The organism is Archaeoglobus sp. UBA230 (assembly GCA_002507545.1).
Taxonomy (GTDB): domain Archaea; phylum Halobacteriota; class Archaeoglobi; order Archaeoglobales; family Archaeoglobaceae; genus Archaeoglobus.
In genome coordinates, this window is the sequence record DAVR01000024.1 from 82,571 (window position 1) to 99,685 (window position 17,115).

General features: G+C 43.7%; 21 protein-coding genes. 9 read left to right on the forward strand and 12 right to left on the reverse strand.

Features of this window, described 5'->3' with window-relative positions:
- Positions 1-14: 14 nt before the first annotated feature.
- From dapB to BP688_RS06690, 3 genes are read left to right on the forward strand one after another with little or no spacing between them, the layout of a single operon-like run.
- The gene (gene dapB, locus BP688_RS06680; RefSeq protein ID WP_290598123.1) at positions 15-791 is read left to right on the forward strand and encodes a 4-hydroxy-tetrahydrodipicolinate reductase; all 777 of its coding nucleotides are present in this window, start codon (positions 15-17) and stop codon (positions 789-791) included.
- Between the two features lie 39 nt (positions 792-830).
- Positions 831-1,310 carry a molybdopterin-guanine dinucleotide biosynthesis protein B gene (mobB, locus tag BP688_RS06685; protein ID WP_290598124.1) on the forward strand — a complete coding sequence of 160 codons (480 nt, stop codon included), beginning with the start codon at positions 831-833 and terminating at the stop codon, positions 1,308-1,310.
- Positions 1,311-1,341: 31 nt separating this feature from the next.
- Positions 1,342-1,920 (forward strand): pyruvate kinase alpha/beta domain-containing protein, encoded by a 579-nt coding sequence (locus tag BP688_RS06690; RefSeq protein WP_290598125.1) that lies wholly within the window; start codon positions 1,342-1,344, stop codon positions 1,918-1,920.
- On the opposite strand, the gene BP688_RS06695 is transcribed toward BP688_RS06690, so the two are convergent.
- The 4 genes from BP688_RS06695 to BP688_RS06710 all read right to left on the reverse strand — a co-directional run bounded on the left by BP688_RS06695 (position 1,917) and on the right by BP688_RS06710 (position 4,565).
- On the reverse strand, positions 1,917-2,336 hold the full coding sequence (locus tag BP688_RS06695; protein ID WP_290598126.1) for a PPC domain-containing DNA-binding protein: 420 nt from the start codon (positions 2,334-2,336) through the stop codon (positions 1,917-1,919). The genes BP688_RS06690 and BP688_RS06695 overlap by 4 nt on opposite strands.
- Positions 2,337-2,368: 32 nt before the next feature.
- Entirely contained in the window at positions 2,369-2,731 is a 363-nt protein-coding gene (locus tag BP688_RS06700) for a DUF4870 domain-containing protein (protein ID WP_290598127.1), read from the reverse strand.
- 1 nt (position 2,732) lies between these two features.
- Entirely contained in the window at positions 2,733-3,239 is a 507-nt protein-coding gene (locus tag BP688_RS06705) for a hypothetical protein (protein WP_290598128.1), read from the reverse strand.
- 84 nt (positions 3,240-3,323) lie between these two features.
- Positions 3,324-4,565, reverse strand: a complete 1,242-nt coding sequence (locus BP688_RS06710) for a lactate racemase domain-containing protein (protein WP_290598129.1) — start codon at positions 4,563-4,565, stop codon at positions 3,324-3,326.
- A 145-nt stretch (positions 4,566-4,710) separates the two neighbouring features.
- On the opposite strand from BP688_RS06710, the gene BP688_RS06715 reads away from it, so the two are divergent.
- Positions 4,711-5,910 carry a methionine adenosyltransferase gene (locus BP688_RS06715; protein ID WP_290598130.1) on the forward strand — a complete coding sequence of 400 codons (1,200 nt, stop codon included), beginning with the start codon at positions 4,711-4,713 and terminating at the stop codon, positions 5,908-5,910.
- On the opposite strand, the gene BP688_RS06720 is transcribed toward BP688_RS06715, so the two are convergent.
- Positions 5,897-6,847, reverse strand: a complete 951-nt coding sequence (locus BP688_RS06720) for a M20 family metallopeptidase (RefSeq protein ID WP_290623556.1) — start codon at positions 6,845-6,847, stop codon at positions 5,897-5,899. The genes BP688_RS06715 and BP688_RS06720 overlap by 14 nt on opposite strands.
- Positions 6,848-7,160: 313 nt before the next feature.
- Here BP688_RS06720 and BP688_RS06725 point away from each other — a divergent pair, with 313 nt between their 5' ends.
- A complete protein-coding gene (locus BP688_RS06725; protein ID WP_290598132.1) occupies positions 7,161-7,637 on the forward strand; it encodes a hypothetical protein in 477 nt (158 codons plus the stop codon).
- A gap of 43 nt (positions 7,638-7,680) precedes the next feature.
- Positions 7,681-8,655 carry an ATP-binding protein gene (locus BP688_RS06730; protein WP_290598133.1) on the forward strand — a complete coding sequence of 325 codons (975 nt, stop codon included), beginning with the start codon at positions 7,681-7,683 and terminating at the stop codon, positions 8,653-8,655.
- Here BP688_RS06730 and thiC read toward each other — a convergent pair.
- From thiC to BP688_RS06750, 4 genes are read right to left on the reverse strand one after another with little or no spacing between them, the layout of a single operon-like run.
- Positions 8,652-9,935 (reverse strand): phosphomethylpyrimidine synthase, encoded by a 1,284-nt coding sequence (gene thiC / locus BP688_RS06735; protein ID WP_290623554.1) that lies wholly within the window; start codon positions 9,933-9,935, stop codon positions 8,652-8,654. The genes BP688_RS06730 and thiC overlap by 4 nt on opposite strands.
- Before the next feature lie 39 nt (positions 9,936-9,974).
- The gene (locus BP688_RS06740) at positions 9,975-11,066 is read right to left on the reverse strand and encodes an LLM class flavin-dependent oxidoreductase (protein ID WP_290598135.1); all 1,092 of its coding nucleotides are present in this window, start codon (positions 11,064-11,066) and stop codon (positions 9,975-9,977) included.
- A 45-nt stretch (positions 11,067-11,111) separates the two neighbouring features.
- Entirely contained in the window at positions 11,112-11,594 is a 483-nt protein-coding gene (locus tag BP688_RS06745) for a DUF2299 domain-containing protein (RefSeq protein WP_290623552.1), read from the reverse strand.
- A gap of 16 nt (positions 11,595-11,610) precedes the next feature.
- Positions 11,611-12,294, reverse strand: a complete 684-nt coding sequence (locus BP688_RS06750; RefSeq protein ID WP_290598137.1) for a 4Fe-4S double cluster binding domain-containing protein — start codon at positions 12,292-12,294, stop codon at positions 11,611-11,613.
- Between the two features lie 105 nt (positions 12,295-12,399).
- Here BP688_RS06750 and BP688_RS06755 point away from each other — a divergent pair, with 105 nt between their 5' ends.
- Positions 12,400-13,014, forward strand: coding sequence for an MBL fold metallo-hydrolase (locus tag BP688_RS06755; protein WP_290598138.1), 615 nt, complete (start codon positions 12,400-12,402; stop codon positions 13,012-13,014).
- Positions 13,015-13,053: 39 nt separating this feature from the next.
- Positions 13,054-15,354: a DEAD/DEAH box helicase gene (locus BP688_RS06760; protein WP_290598139.1), complete on the forward strand. Its 2,301-nt coding sequence runs from the start codon at positions 13,054-13,056 to the stop codon at positions 15,352-15,354.
- Here the strand turns inward: BP688_RS06760 and BP688_RS06765 are convergent.
- Positions 15,351-15,629 (reverse strand): UPF0058 family protein, encoded by a 279-nt coding sequence (locus BP688_RS06765; RefSeq protein WP_290598140.1) that lies wholly within the window; start codon positions 15,627-15,629, stop codon positions 15,351-15,353. The two genes, BP688_RS06760 and BP688_RS06765, sit on opposite strands and share 4 nt — an antisense overlap.
- 98 nt (positions 15,630-15,727) lie before the next feature.
- Positions 15,728-16,018 (reverse strand): helix-turn-helix domain-containing protein, encoded by a 291-nt coding sequence (locus BP688_RS06770; protein WP_290598141.1) that lies wholly within the window; start codon positions 16,016-16,018, stop codon positions 15,728-15,730.
- Between the two features lie 175 nt (positions 16,019-16,193).
- Between BP688_RS06770 and BP688_RS06775 the strand changes: the two genes are divergently transcribed.
- Positions 16,194-16,436, forward strand: coding sequence for a hypothetical protein (locus BP688_RS06775; protein ID WP_290598142.1), 243 nt, complete (start codon positions 16,194-16,196; stop codon positions 16,434-16,436).
- Here BP688_RS06775 and BP688_RS06780 read toward each other — a convergent pair.
- Positions 16,420-17,016, reverse strand: coding sequence for a hypothetical protein (locus BP688_RS06780; RefSeq protein ID WP_290598143.1), 597 nt, complete (start codon positions 17,014-17,016; stop codon positions 16,420-16,422). The two genes, BP688_RS06775 and BP688_RS06780, sit on opposite strands and share 17 nt — an antisense overlap.
- Positions 17,017-17,115 lie beyond the last annotated feature (99 nt).

The window sequence follows — 17,115 nt, forward strand, 5'->3', positions numbered from 1 at the left end:
CGTCTATTTCTTTCATGAGAGTTGCTGTTTGCGGAGCAGCAGGGAGAATGGGGAGACTTGTTGTAAAAAAGGCTGTCGAGAGTGGTTTGAACATCGTTCAGGCTTTTGACGTTGTAGAAGTTGGGAAAGATGCGGGTGAGCTTGCAGGAATCGGTAAAATTGGTGTGCCGATACAGGATGATGTTTCAAAACTCGATGCGGATGTTATGATTGACTTCACCGTTGCCGATGCTGCAGTTCAGAACGCAAGGATTGCAGCTGAAAAAGGTGTTAAGATCGTAATGGGCACAACAGGTTTTACTGAAGAACAGAGAAAAGAGCTTGAGGAACTTTCGAGAAAAGTTCCCTTTATTCTCTCACCGAACTTCAGCCTTGGCGTCAACGTTTTCTTTAAGGTTGTTGAATATGCTGCGAGCTTTCTGAGTGACTTTGATGTTGAAATTGTCGAGATACACCACAAACACAAACGAGATTCGCCGAGTGGGACGGCATTGAGAGCTGCAGAGATATTAAGAAGTGTGATGGCTGAAAAGGGGAAAAGCTTAGACATTAAAACCTGTAGGGAAGGCCTATCGCCGAGAGGGGATGAAATAGGAGTATTTGGCGTGAGAGGAGGAGATGTTGTTGGAGAGCACATGGTTTTCTTCTTTGGCAATGGAGAGAGGATAGAGATCACACACAGAGCGACGAATAGAGAGTGTTTCGCATCAGGTGCTGTCAAGGCTGCATTGTGGCTGGCTGAGGTTGATAAACCTGGCCTTTACTCGATGGCCGACGTGCTGGGGTTCTGAATCGGTAGAATTATGAACCCCTCACCCCCATATTTCCCCATGATCCTGAGCATAGTGGGCACTTCTGACAGCGGCAAAACAACTCTCATAACCAGAATTGTTCCCATTTTGAGGGAGAAAGGGTTGAGGGTTGTTGTTGTAAAAAGACACGCTCATGGGGATTTTGAGATAGATAAAGAGGGAAAGGACTCCTGGAAGATATACCAGAGTGGTGCTGATGTCGTTATCGCCTCACCCGTGAAGCTCGCACTCATCAGAAGGGTTAATGAGGAAGAGGGAAGTGATCTCGACTGGATTTGTGAACGCTATCTTAGTGAATACGATATTGTGTTGACCGAAGGGTTCAGCAAGGCTGGAAAGGATAGGATAGTTGTTGTTAAAACGCCGGATGAGGTTGAACACTTCAGACAGGGCAGAATTTTGGCTGTTATCTGCGACGAGAGAGTTAATGGGTACAGGTGGTTCAGGAGAGATGATATTGAGGACATTGCGGAGTTCATGATAAGCCTCTTACCTTAGCTTTTTTATTTCCTGAAATTCTCAACAAGCCATGCAGGAGAAAAGAATAGTCTATTTCGATAAGCCGGGTAGGAAAAATACGGACGCAACTCTCAAGCTTGCGGTTGACAGGGCAAGGGAGCTTGGAATAAAGCACATTGTTGTTGCATCCTCCTATGGCGATACTGCTCTGAAAGCAGCGGAGATAATAGACGAGAGTATGCAGCTGGTTATCGTGACATACCACACGGGTTTTTTGAAAGAGGGAGAGAACACGATGCCTCCTGAGGTTGAGGAAGAATTAAGGAGAAGAGGTGTAAAGATTGTCAGACAGTCCCACATACTCTCAGGGCTTGAGAGGAGTATTAGCAGGAAACTTGGTGGCGCAAGCAGAACCGAGGCAATTGCCGAAGCTCTTCGCTCTCTATTTGGGCACGGACTTAAAGTTTGCGTTGAGATAGCGATTATGGCAGCAGACAGCGGAGCGATACCGATTGAAGAGGTTGTTGCAATTGGTGGGAAAAGCAGAGGTGCTGACACGGCAGTTGTGATAAGGCCTGCTCACATGAACAACTTTTTCGATATGGAAATTAGAGAGATAATCTGCATTCCAAGGTTTAAGCGATCCTAAGACCAGAGAAACAGTCCCGTCTGCCTGTCAAATTCCCTTACTGGTGCTTCACCGTCCAAAACCAAAAGGAAAATTTCACACGCAAAGACTTCGGCAGAAAAGAGATGTCCCGCATAAACATTACCATCCTTGCCAAGAACTACGTGGATGTGGGGATATGGTCTACCATCCTTTAACGATACGTTGCCAGAAAGACTCAGTATCTCAAGTTCTTCCTCAATCCTCCTTTTCACGTACTCTTTCTTTTCTTGGTCATAATATCCAATTTCAGCATTTTTAACAGCTCCAATTCCGCTTACGTAAGCAGCCTCTATCCCTTCTTTCTCCAGAAAGCTGGAAAGCTGATCAACCAGATTCTTTCCATAATCCAGCCTTAATAGATGGCATTTTTCAATCTGAAATTCGAATTGTTTCATAATTCCTGATAAAAAAGATTAAAATAAAAAGGTTAGGTTTCAAAGCTTCCGACCTGTTGCTCGGCTATGTCTCCAACAACTGGAAGTTTGAACCACTCACCCTTGTATGCCTTGTACATGCAGACTATCCAAGTGACAAAGGCAACTATGTTGATTAGCATCACCAGCAGTCCGCCAAAGAACAAGAATCCAAATCCCATCACCGGGATCAGGGCATATGACAAAATCATACCGACGATCCAGAATCCAGCGAACGTAATCGCGGATTGCATCGCATGAAATCTGACAAACTTGCTTTCCTTCTCAACAATTAGAAACACTATACCCGTTATGAAGCCGAGCAGATACGCAAGTGCACCCTCTACATTCTCATTTAGCCCTACAGATGTCGCCATTTTAGCTACCCTCTCCCCATACTACAGTGATATAATTTCCACCGATATCCCCACCAACTATCAGGATTTTGTTGTCTTTGACAAACTGGAAACCAAAACTGTCACTCTCCATCCCACCATAAATCGAAGTATATCCCGCAGATGCAATTCTGTCCCTGAGTTCCTGAGCTTTTCCTGAATCTATAGTATTTTTGACAACATATACGAGCGAAACACCCTTACCTCCCGGTCCCTGACTTGATAGGTAATCGGTAAGCTTAGCACCTCCGAAAACTGAATCGAGAATGGGCTTTATAGTTTCGTGCACGTCAGCTGCTTCTGGTGGGGGAGATATCTCATTTGCTGTATCATAGGGATTGCCACTTCCCTCCTGTCCCCCTGCCTCTGTAGGTGTAGGAGTTGTTTCTGCTGTCCCAGCTCCTGACTCTGGCTGGCCACCACTACAGCCTGCAAGCAAAACGCTCGCTAATACGAGCGAAAGAAACAGTAGTTTTATTTTACCATTCACTTTCTTCACCTCAACTAAATTTTTTAAAATTAAGAGCTATTGGTATTAATATCTTACTCTGATTTGAAAAAATATTCAAAAATTTTAAAATGGCTTTTGTATAGTGGCATCAGGAAACACAGCAACCCTCTGCTTTTCCCTCCCAATTTCTTCGACTACATCTTCCATTGATTTAACTTTGATTACTCTATCGTCATATACCTCAAGCCAGGGCTGTTTTTCCTGATATTCAGACACAAATAAGACTTTTCCTACCTTCTTCAGTGTATCTGGAGGGGGAAGGTACAAAAGTCCACCTTTTTTCCTCATTCCCCACCTTCCGTGAACATAATGGCTGATCTGACCAGTTTTCGAGTTGCAGACAATGACAAGGGTTCCTCCTTGTTTCAGACATATGGATGTCCACGTGGCAATAGCAGATTCGCTTGCCTTCGAATATGCGTTTGATATAACTACATCAAAATCCATTGAAATCTGTGTGGAATAGTGACTTTTCGCCACCTCAACCCCTTTTCTCTGTGCCTCGATTATGTCTCCTGCAAATACATGCGTGTTCTCCCTTTTTGTATTCACAAGAGTGTTGACAATGAAATCGAACTCTGCCATCCTTGCTGCCTCTTCTGCATCTTTTCTCAGAATATTCTCTTCATTTACCCTTCCGTAAGCCATTTGGCAAGTAGGGTGTAGTTCTCTCACGCTCATCGCCGCACTCCAACCCCCTATCACCCCGTGGTTATAGGTTATACTCCTTATGCCAGCTACACCCGGTAAAACCAACTTCGCTCCACCGCCGTAACCAAACTGTGGGTGAGGAACTATGCATCCCAGTCCGATTTTTAGACGGTAGCTCATCACCTCAGCATTTATATCAACCGGAGTTCCTGCTGTTGTGTCTCCAAGATATTCGAGGTTTGTGAGGCAGTTGTGGTTGAAAGTGGGGTAACTTTCCACAATATCTTCCCCGAGCTTCTTTGCGAAATCTTCTCTGTCATAAGTTCCGTGAGCACCGTTTGCACAGACGAAGACAATATTCTCATCCGAGACACCACCCTTCTTAATCTCCTCAATAACAGTCCTTGCTATTTCGTCAAGCTTTGTTGGTCTCGTCATGTCATCAAACACTATCACTGCCTCCCTCTTCTCTTCGGCGAGCTTAGATAGCGGTTTCGATGCTACAGGTTCTCTCAGGCTTTGAATTATTTCTTCCCTGCTGATTGAAGCAGCCGAATCACCTGACATCCTGAAAACGGTAACATCCCAGTTCTCTGGTGGTTCAAAGCGCAAAGGCTCATCTTCATACCAGACATTACTTGGAAGCTCAATCATCAATTGAAATTGTAAACAATATTTTAGATTTTTCCTTAAATTTTGGATTTATAACGAGAAGGGATCGAAGGCAAGACGAAGGGTAGTTTAAATTCCCAACTGCAACTTTTATATTTCCTATCATAAGCTCAAGTCAGGTGAGTCTATGCCGAACATTTACGTGGAAGAACTGGTTCACACCCCTATTGAAGAGCAGATAATCGAGATAGTCGAGAGAAAGGGCATCGGTCATCCCGATAGCTTGGCTGACGGAATGGCTGAAGCTATGAGTAGGGAACTGAGTAAAGAATACATCCGACGTTTTGGCGCTATTTTACATCACAACACAGACGAGACGCAGATCGTTGCTGGCCGCTCTAACCCCCAGTTCGGAGGGGGAGAGGTGATAGAGCCGATTTATGTCCTCCTCGTTGGCAGAGCGACGAAGTACTTCAATGGCGAATACATCCCTACCGACAAGATAGCACTCAAGGCGGCAAAGGACTACATAAAGCAGCACATGCAGAACCTCGATGCTGATTTAGACGTTGTTTTTAACGTAAGGCTTGGAGAGGGCAGCACTGATCTGCAAGATGTGTTCAGGAGAAGGAAAGGTCAGGTTGCTCTTGCAAACGATACTTCGTTCGGCATAGGTTTTGCCCCACTATCTGATACTGAAAATCTGGTCTACAATGTCGAAAGGAGAATTTATGAGGAATTCAGAAAAATTAATCCGGCTATTGGAGAGGACGTGAAGGTAATGGGTCTGAGAGAGAAGAACAAAATAACCCTTACGATTGCCGCTGCCTTTGTTGACAGATATGTTGAAAGTATAAAGGACTACGATGCGATCAAGGAAGAGCTTGAGAGGTTTGTCAGGGATATCTCTTCAGAATATACAGAGAGGGAAGTGGAGGTCTTCGTTAACACCGCGGATGACTATGAGGCAGGCTGCATATATCTGACCGTCACGGGCACATCTGCCGAAAACGGCGATGATGGAAGTGTGGGTAGAGGAAACAGGTGTAACGGGCTCATAACTCCCGGAAGACCCATGAGCATGGAGGCAAGTAGTGGAAAAAACCCGATAAACCATGTTGGAAAGATTTACAACCTTCTCGCAAATCTAATTGCAAGGAAAATTTCAGAGAATGTTGAGGGCATACAGGAAGTTTATGTCAGAATACTGAGCCAGATAGGGAAACCGATTGATGAGCCGAGAGCTCTGAGCATTCAAGTCATCCCCAAGAGAGGTTACGATATTCAGAAGATAGAGAGACCTGCAAGGGATATCGCCGAAGATATGCTTGGGAGGGTAGGAGAGATTACAGATATGGTAATTGAAGGCAGGGTTAGGACCTTTTAAAGTTTGAAAAGAGCTCAACCACTCTTCTGTAGATTTTTCGAACCCTTTCAAGCTCGTCAATGTAGACGAATTCGTCATCACCGTGCATGTTTCCACCTCCCGGTCCGAGGTAGAACGCTGGAATTCCATATTTTCTAACATGCCTCGTATCACCGACACCAAGAGAGAAGACAGCCTTTGGACTCAATCCCTGAGACTTTATCGCTTCTGAGATTATTTTAAGAAAAGCCACGTCATCTTCAACCTTTACCCTGTCGCACAGCACACCATACGGCTGAAGAAAGCCCTCAACCTTGAACTCGACATCCTCTTCATAAAGCTCTTTTCTAACATCATCTATGCTCACCCACGGTGCAAATCTGACATCAGCCCCAACGGTGCATCTTGGAGCAACAACGTTTCTCTTAACCCCTCCTCTTATCATTGATGGGTTGAAGACTGCATGCCAGCTTTTGATTATGAAATCCATTCCCAGTCTGGTGAAGAATTCTTTATAACGGGAAAAATCACCCTCAAGTCTTCTGAACGTCTCAACTTTATCAACTATATAACTCGAGGCTTTGTAAACCGCACCCTCCTTAGAGTCTTGAGAAGCCGTGTGTCCGGCATTTCCAATAAACTCAAGGTCAACGGCAAGCACTGCTGCCTGTATAGCACCGATAACAGCACTTCCGGTCGGTTCACCAATTAACACGGCATCAGCTTTCTCCCTCTCAAAAACATATCCAAGACCGCTGACCCCACCAGTTTCTTCATCGCATGTAAAGGCCAGCTTCAAACCACAATCAACATCCTTCAATCCAAGAACTGCAGAACAAATAGCTGCAACGCATCCCTTGGCATCACAGCTCCCCCTACCATAAAGTTTCCCATCAACAAGGACAGGATTCAGCAGTTCATCCCCTGAAGGAACTGTATCGAGGTGAGATGTAAGCATCAAAGTCGGTTCTCCTTTTTTTATTACAACAATAAGATTCTCTTTTCCATCTTCTTTTTTATATATTTTTATTTTATAAGATGAAAAAAGCTCTTGAAGATACTCTATGGCTTCAGTTGTTATGCCGGGTGGGTTTCGTGTATCTATTTTAATTAGATCGGCCGTAATTTTTGTTGTATCCATCATCACTGGCCAGATTCGGGCAGGTTACTTAACAATTATTCAGGTTGTGCATATCTTGTCACTATCATAATTGTGGATTACACGATAATATGCGAAAAATTTATTATTTCCAAGATTAAACATAAAGTAGATGGTAGTTACACTTAGCGAATTCGCTCAGTTGTTGATAGCTACTGTTGACTTACTTTTGCAAATACTTGAAAATATCGCTACCCTTCTTATTCATGCTTCTACAAACAATACTCTTGCTACTCAAAATGCAAATCTGAATTTTTCCAACGTTTGGGGTGTTGCTTACGGAGCGTTGGTAGCAAACTACTGGATTTCTCAGATATTGATCGAAACGTTGAATGCTACAAAGTATAACATTGATGCACTGAAAAATTTCTCACTTGCTATAAACTATCTTGGAAGCAATGCTACGGTTGTGTTTGGTGACATAAACGCAAATTCAGGAATTTCCTATATTCAGAAGGGTGTTTATCAGAGACTGGTTACAAACCAGACCGAACTAAATAGCCTTGCTTTAAGCCTCTCAAAGACCTTCAAAGCACAGGTGGAACTTCTCATCAAGCTAACTGAAGCCATTAACAAGACCTTTACCTGATTTCCGAAAGCAATATATCTCTGTTCGTGCAGAGGGAAAAATAGTGATAGATTGGAAAAGGGTTGTTGATGGTCTACCAGCCGGGGTTGCTATTTTCGACGATAAGGGCAGGATTGTATATGTAAATGGCAGAATATCTGACAGGACGGGTATAGAGGACGAACAAGTGAAAAAGAATCCTCTGAGCCTCATCCATCCAGAAGATGTGGACAAAGCAATCAAAACTATTGATGCAGCGTTGAGAGGTGAGACAAACAAGGAAGAATATCCGCTGCTTGTGAGAGCGGTAAAAAAAGGTGGGGGTTATCAATGGATTGAGGTAAGATTTAAGGAGATGGAGAGTGATGGTAGAAGGTACTTTGTGGCTGTTTTTACAGATGTCTCAGAAAGAATCAGACTACAGAAAAAGATTGAAAGTCTTCTGGACTACTTAAAGTTCCTTAACAAGATGTTGAGGCACGACATTCTTAATGTCTTCACGAGAGTTTATACCTACGCAGAATTGCTGGAGGAAAAGCACGATGCAGGATTGATCCAGAAGATTAAAGAGAGTGTCGAAAGTGGTGTGAGAATAATTAAAAAGGTTGGGGAGCTTGAATCTTCTGCTGAAGAAGATAAAAAGCGTTTTAGGATTGGGGAGGTCGTAAGAGAGGTTGCTAAGGGATACAACGTGAGGGTAGAGGTGAAGGGCGATGCTGAAATCATGGCGAATGATGGAATATACAGTGTGTTTGAAAACCTAATAGGGAATTCTGTTAAGCACGGTAAAGCAAGCAGAATCGAGATTGAAGTTCAAAAGGGTGAAAATGGTGTCTGTATAAGGGTTGCAGATGATGGAGTTGGCATACCTCCCCATATAACAGACAAAATCTTCGAAGAAGGTTTTACAACTGGTCCTGGTAACGGTTTAGGACTTTACATCGTCAGGAAGCTTGTAGAGAGTTTTGGTGGAAGTATAAAAGTTGAAAAAAGTGTTCCAAAAGGGACGGTTTTTGTGATTGAAATACCACAAACTTAAACTTGGCGTTCTTCGAGGGCTTCCTTAACAAGTTTTATCGCACACAGATCGCCACACATGCTGCATGCATCGCTTTCTGACCTTCTTCTACCGTGCACTTCCTTCGCCTTCTCAGGATCAATGGATAGCTCAAATTGCCTCTTCCAATCGAGATTTTTTCTGGCAAGAGACATTTCATAATCTCTCTGCCTTGCCCTCTCTCTCTGCCCGTCCTTTACCAAGTCTATTGCGTGAGCTGCAATCTTTGCCGCAATAACGCCCTCTCTGACGTCCTCAACTGTCGGCAGTGCAAGGTGTTCTGAAGGAGTCACATAGCAGATAAAATCTGCTCCGGCCATTCCCGCAATGGCTGCGCCAATAGCTGCGGCTATATGGTCATATCCAGCGGCTATGTCGGTCACAAGAGGACCAAGGAGGTAGAGGGGGGCATTGTCGGTGACGCTCTTCATCGCCTTTACTGATGTCTCAATCTGGTCGAGAGGCACATGCCCTGGCCCTTCAACCATGCACTGCACTCCAGCTTCTCTGCATTTCTCAACAAGCTCACCAAGCATTATAAACTCGGTGTACTTCACCCTATCTCCAGCGTCATGGATGCATCCCGGCCTGAAAGCATCACCAAGGCTGATGGTAACGTCATATTCCTTTAAAATTTCAAGAAGATAGTCGAAATCCTTGTAGTAGGGATTTTCCCTTTCATTGTGGAGCATCCAGCCGATAATAATTGCTCCTCCTCTGCTTACCACACCAAGGAGTCTGTTTGACCTTTTCAACCTTTCCACGCTCACCCAATTAACTCCAGAGTGAATTGTCATGAAGTCAACCCCATCCTTCGCCTGCCTCTCCACAACCCTGAAAAAGTCATCCTCGTCCATGTCAACAACCATCCTGCAGTCCCTTGCAGCCTGATAAATTGGCACAGTACCAAATGGAACTTTAACAACTTCCATTATCCTCTTTCTAATTGAATCGAGGTCTCCTCCCGAAGATAAATCCATAACTGCATCTGCTCCTGCCTTCTGTGCAATGACTGCCTTTTCAACCTCCTCTTCAACGTTGATGTAGTCTGCTGAAGTTCCGACGTTGGCGTTGACCTTTGTTGAGGTGAGCATACCTATGGCTCTCGGCTTTATTTCCTCCCTAAGCACGTTTTTTGGTAATACAACATACCCGTGAGAGATAAGCCTAACCAACTTTTCAGGCTCAATTCCTTCATATTCTGCCGCCTTTCTGACAAATTCGGAAATGACTGCCTTTTTTGCCTCAGTGATTAGGGTCATAATACTAAAAAAGACATGAGGGCAAAAAAATTTTGCCCGCTAAAAGTGACTCATGATCTCATCAACGAGGGCATAGGAAGATTTTATCTTGCTCACATCTCCGAAGTATGTCAGATTCCATATCACGATGTGGCTCACTCCGAGTTTTTCATACTGCTCAAACTGCTGAACGATTTCTTCAGGCGTTCCTGCCACATAGGCGATTCTCATTATTTCATCGGGAACTTGCTTTATTGCCTCCATGATTTGATCCTTGGTATATTTTGTTGGAATGTAGTCCAGCAGGCCATAGAACTTCCCGAAGGGATGTTTGTAGCCGAGAGCTTCATAGAATTCCGAGGGAAGGAGAAGGGCGTGCACCTTCAGAATCGGAGATTGCAGAAGTTTCTCCACATCTTCTGGCTTCTCATCAACGATCAGGCTAATGAATATGGCTTTTGTTATCTCATCCGGGTCTCTACCGAACTCCTTCGCGTATTTGTCCAGCTTCTCTGCTCTCTCTGCGTATGCTTGGGGTGGAAGAGTGGTAGGCAGCCATCCATCCCCATGCTTTGCCGTAAGCTTTAGCATTCTGTCTCCATGAGCGCCGAACCAGAAAGGCATCTCCCCAACAGGTTTTACGTCAAATACAGCATCCTCCAGTCTGTAAAACTTACCCTCATAGTTAACAGTCTCTCCATAATCCGTAGAGAGGAGCAGTTTCATGATCTCAACAGCCTCTTCAAGTCTTGCTACAGGCCTTTCAAAGTCTATGCCATAGGGCACAATGTTTTCCGCCTCTCCTGCACCGATACCCAGAATAAACCTTCCGTTGGTAGCGTGATCTGCTGTTACAGCCTGCTGAAGTAAAACAGCAGGATGTCTCCTGAAAACCTCAGTGACGCTCACTCCAAACTTTATTCTTTCCGTAAAAGGTGCAGAGTAGCAGATTTCGCAGAAAGCGTCATAGAACATGTGGCATGATGGATAGCGCATTGCAAATACAGTCTCTTTCCACAGATCATGTGGATACCAGCCCATCAGGTGGTCGGCAACCCATATTGCAGCGTAGCCCTTCTCTTCCATCCTCTTGGCAGTTTTTGGAACATCACCAATCGGCGGGAAGGTTGGTGCAACGGTTCCGAACTCCATGACTGCAAAAAGATTTCGGACTTTATGAACTTTTTCATTTAAAAATTAACGATACATAGACATGTCAACTTCCGAATGTCCTCCAAAGGTCTTCTGCATCACCCAGATGACGAAGAGCTTGCAGCGGTGAACCTGCTTTAAGGCATCCATGAACAGATTCTTGTTCAGACCATCAAAGTAAACCTCCCTCGTGAACTGGAATATCTGGGGGTCTTTCACATTCGGTAGAATCTGAAAACCAGTCTCAAGAAACAGCAGCCTGAATCGTATATCCCATAAAATCTCATCTCTTTTTGCTTCTCCGAGGCTCATGATGGAGCGATAATGTTCATCACTAAGCTTAACACCGGACGCTATCACAATCATGTCGTCCCTGTTTTTGGGGAAAACGATGTCTATATACTGTCTCGAATTAGGAGGAATTTCGGCAATGAAGTGGTAATCGGCATTTTCGTCGGCAATCTTGTCCTTGTAAACCCCCTCGTCAACCAGCCAATCCCTGACTTTCTTTGCTATTTCATCCTTCATATGGTTCGATTGTCAATCAGGCTTTATTTTTCTTCCCCCATGGGCAAACTTTGATGCAAATTCCACAGACCATTGTTCCTATGTTCGGGTCTGCGGCAAATTCCTTGAGCTTTGAGGCACATTTGTCAACGTCAAAGACCTCCTCTCTTTCGGGATAATTTTCGAATTCGGAGAAATGCAAAGCCTTGGTGATACAGTGATCAATGCACTCCTTGCATTTCCCACATCTGTTTTTCGCTGGTTTTCCAGCTTTGAGTGGCATATCTGTCAGAATGCTTGCCAGCCTTAACCTTGGACCGAATTCAGGGGTGATGAGGAGAAGATTTCTGCCGATCCACCCCACACCAGCAGCCCTCGCAATGGCCTTATGGGAGATGTAGCTCCTCCAGTAAAGACCATCTATTACCTTAGATGCCGGGATAGGAAGTGCTTTATACCCTTCTTTTTCAATGTATCTGCTCAACCTGAGGGCAATGTTATCGAGAAGGTCGTTGGCCACAACATAATAGCGGGAATATACTGGCCTTGATTCGGGTAGCAAGTCAAATATCGGGTCTGGAAGTTTCACACCAACAGTGATTCCAAAGTCAAAACTCTCGAGCAGGTTTTCAGGGTAAACGGGGTAACCTCTGATAGCGTCCAAATCTGCAACCCCAAAAATGTCCGCTCCCAACTCAAATGCCAGTTCTGAAATTTCCATGTGGTGTGATGTTTTTAACCAACTTAAATCTTCCGCAGCCTTTTTTAACATGACCGACAAATTAGCACAGCATATTTAAAAAATGTTGCCGTCTAAGCTTAAACAATGAAGCTGTTCGACAAGGTTTACGCCTACATTTGGGGAAAGGCATTTTATGACTCCTCAAACTGCTATATCATAGCCGATGAGGAGTTTGTTGTTATTGATCCGGGCACTTTTAAGAGTTACACCAACCTACTCGGTTTGATGAGGAACGATGGGATTGAAAAAGTTGATTTCGTAATAAACACGCATTTGCACAGGGATCATTGCGAGAGTAACGTCATGTTTACTGAAAAAGGTGCCTTGCTTGGATTTGACGAAAAGGATAGCCAGGTTTCCCAGTTCCGCTTTAATTCAGACATCAAGCTTGGAAAGGTTTTTGTTGTTGGCAGCACTGAGATAGAGGTAATCAGGACGCCCGGACACTCGCCCGGTAGTCTGACCTTCTTCCTCCCTGATTATTCCGCCGCCATAACCGGTGATTTGATTTTTGAAGGTGGAGTTCCGGGTAGGTTCGACATATATGGCAGCAACAAAAAGGATTTGGCTAAGTCACTCGAAAAAATAAGAACACTGGAGGCGGAATACATCCTCCCCGGCCACAAGAGGATTATGGAGGGTAGAGAGGGTATTGACGCTCTTCTCGAGAGAGGAATAGAGTTTCTCAGCATCTACTGATGGCATAACCCATTTATTACCTCCTGTCGAATCACATAAGTGGTGGAGGAGTTATTCTGCTCGCAATGCGGCAGACTCAAGACAAGGTGTATCTGCAGGAAGGAAACGATAAGGCAGAAAAATCTGGAGATGCTCCGGAAAGTTGGTTACAGAAAAATGCTCGAACCTATTTTTAACTGCGAAGATGAAATCGTAATGTACAGAATTTTCAGCCCTTTCCGTGAATATCCGACAAAACCCCTTGATTTTCTACCCCATAAGCTCTCAGAAGTGTTGAAGAGTAGGGAGATAACCAAACTTTATGAATTTCAGAAAAAAGCCATAGAACTTCTCATGAAAGGTAAAAATGTGGTAATTACGGCTCCAACTGGTTTTGGTAAAACTGAGGCCTTCGCCATTCCGCTTATCGAGAAAGTGTTAAGAGGAGGAAAGGGCATAATATTTTATCCCACAAAAGCGCTTGCAAGAGATCAAGAACTGAAAATAAAAGAATACTCGGCATCTGTTGGATTGAAGGCAGTAAGATTCGATGGCGATTCGGATTCTACAAGCAGAAAGCTTGTTCTCGGTGGTAAAGCGGATATAATACTAACCAACCCAGATATGGTTGACTACCATCTCAGGTATACTCCAGCCTTTCGCCATTTCTGCCGTGATGTCGTTTTTGTCGCAGTTGATGAACTTCACACCTATACTGGGGTTCTGGGAAGCAACATGCATTATCTCATGAAAAGACTTTCGAGATTTGCCGATTTTCAGGTTGCGTGTGCGTCAGCAACTCTGTCAAACGCCAAAGAGTTTGCGGAGGAGCTTTTTGATCGAGAATTTATCCATGTGAGTGGAGAGCACAGAAAGGCAACGCTATACCTCATCGCTCGCTACACGCCGAGTATGTATTCTACAATCAGAGACATCGTGATGGCTTTGAGAAACAGGAAAATAATTGTTTTTGGTAACAGTTACAGGAGCGTTGAGACCATAAATCTTGTCCTGAGGAGATCAGGCATTAAATCTGCAATACATAAAAGCGGGCTGCCCAAGGACGTAAGGAGGGGTGTGGAGGAAAGATTCCGGAATGGTGAGATAAATGTTGTTGTGGCAACTCCAACTCTCGAGCTTGGAATTGATGTCGGCGATGTGGATGTCGTGATTTCTGAGCTTGTCCCCTACAGCCAGATGCAGCAGAGAATGGGAAGAGCGGGGAGGAAAGGACAGGAGAGTGTGGGAATCATAGTTTTGAGAGAAGAAGATTCGATAAGCACCTACTACAAAAACAATCCAGAAGAATATTTCAGGGATGAGGCAAGTGGTTATGTGGAGAGGAAAAATGAGGAGATTATGAAGTACCAGATACTTTCTATGTGCATCGAGAGACCGCTAAAGGATGATGAGGCGGAAGAATACATCCAGACTTTGAATGAGCTTGAAAGTAGGGGGCTGGTTATAAAGAGGGGCGGCATGTATTTACCAACAGCCCTTGGACTCGAGTTTGCAAAAAGCTTCAGCATGCGTGGCATAGGAGATTCGGTCAAAATGTACTGCGATGGAAAGCTTATTGGAGAAAGAACTTTGCCCATCGCCGTTAAAGAACTCTTTCCCGGCAGCATAATAATTCACAACGGCGTGAGATACCGCTCCCAAGAGCTTGATTTAAGAAAACTTAGAGCAGAACTCGTTAGTATCGGGGACGGGAACGAGATCACTGATCCCCTCTACACAACAATTCCAAGGGTCGTTGATGTTGAAGCCGAGATTTTCGAACCTGTAAACGCCTGCTACTGCACCCTTGAAATCACAATCATCCTCCACGGATACATCGAGAGAAACGTCTTTGAGAAGGAAAGAAAGAGCATTCGTCATCTCGACGAGCCCGTCAGCTACACCTTCAGGACAAAGGGTGTGATCTTCTCCGCCCCTTTCCCCAACCCCGAGGATTACGAGGACTACTATGCTGGAAGCTTCCATGCCCTTGAGCATGTTCTGATTGAAACGACTGATGCTATAACCGGAGGAGGTAGCAGAGAAATGGGAGGAATTTCCGTTCCGGAAGGAGATATTTTTATATACGACGCAACAGCTGGTGGCAGTGGTTTATCCAAGCTGCTTTTCAAAAGATTAAACCGAGCATTCAAAATTGCACAGAGCATACTCAAGGGTTGTGAGTGCAACAGAGTTGACGGCTGTCCGAGATGCACCTACAGCTACCAGTGCGGAAACAACAACCAGCCCCTAAACAGAATAGGGGCTTTGAACATTGCTGAAAAAGTTCTAAGAGGTGAGATAAGAAGAACTGACTGGAAAAAGTATAGTGAAGTTGCTGAGTTTCGATATTTTCCTTAGTACGTCGCCCTAACCATCGCGATTTTCTTAAGAGTTTTGCAAACTTCTTCAGCTTCTCTCTCCTTTCCCATTGCCTTCATTATTCCCATGCATAGTTTGAAAATTGCTTCCTGATGCTCGTTTTTCTGTCTGAAAATCTGCACGGGCGATATCTTCAAATCGTCGTACTCTCTGAAGTATTCGTTGTCAATACCATAGCATTCAAAAGTTTTTTTGACATGGAAAAGCAACAAATGCAGATGAACAAGCTCTTCTTTGCCAAACTGGCCAGACATAATTTCGCTTCGAATAAGGACACTTAAATGTATCGGTAAATCCGAAATTAGGAAAATTTAAATTTTAAAAAAGAATATAATAATTTATCATCACACAACTATACAAGTGTAAACAATTGCTCAAGAATTCTAACAAGCCTCTTGCCACTCTCAGTCAATTGATAGGAATCAGAAGTTTTATCTACTATCCTAAGCTGCATCAGGGCCTTTAAATGTCTGTCTAAAATTCCAGGATTCAACTTGGTCTCAAACATCAACTGAGAAAATCGAAGGGGCTTTCTGTCGAGGCTAAAAAGGATGTTACTCATGCCACTGCGGGATATGATTTTCAAAACCTTTTCACTTTCTCCGTTCGGTTTTTTTCCGAACAATGTATCGACATCTAGCACCCTACCACCTCACTGATCACGTTTTCATGATTACTATAATTGTAATTACCGACATAATATAACCTTTGTGGTTGGGCTTGAAATTACAAAAATGCAATTCAATACAATTATTTATAAGATTTAAATCACACAATTGCAGAAAAATGCTTTATTTTGTCGAGAAATAGACTCTGCAATGGTCATTAGCACTCTTGAGAGCAATATCATAAAGTTATCTATTGTTCAAAGAAAAACAATGGCACTTATAGTTATGGATGTCGAAAAACTGAGCTACAGGGTTGTTGACTGTTCTCGAAAACTCTTCTGCAGAATCCATGTCTCAAAAAGTTGTCCTGCTTACTGCCCAGTAATTGTTGCAGCTAAGGATTTTGTTACGAGAAGACGGGAACCAAAAGCAGAAGTTAAGGTTTTGGAGTAGCCTTAATCTCCGTATTATTTGAAACCCCAAACTTGGGTTCCTTCTCCCTAATAAAAAGGCTGTAACCCTGCGGAAAAACTTCAAATGTAACCGTAACGCTGTAATTTAATTCAAAAAATCTTCTCAAAGCCTCACATATTATCAAATCAGTGTTCTGACCGAGATTTGAGGTAACTAAAAGATAGTATCCCGTATCATCTCGTTTAAGACTAACTTTTGTTGCTTTTCTCGTTGTGATTAGACACGTTTTAACACCTTCAACAGCTTCTGAAAGGGATATCTCGGAGATGGGTTTGTTGTACTGTTTCCTGATCAATATTTCGAGTTCGTTATCACAAAGAGCCCTTTCAATTTCGCCAGAAACAACGAGTTCAATCGTTTTAGCGTTGAACGCAACGAGATTTGCCTCGTCCATTATCTCAGAAAGGTTGCAGGCCTCCTCGCCCACCCCTCTTTTGTATCTGTCGAAAACAGTCAAAGCCTCCTCGATCACATTGTTGACTCTTCCATATTCTGGAAGATACCTCTCAATTATCCTGCTTGCCTCTTCGCTGATTGTTGTGTGCAGTCTTCTTTTCATAGTGAATAATAATCATCAAAATTTTAAAAGATTTGTGCATGAACCAAGCTATTGTGTGCATGGAACAATTAAATATTATCATATTCATCCCATAATGAT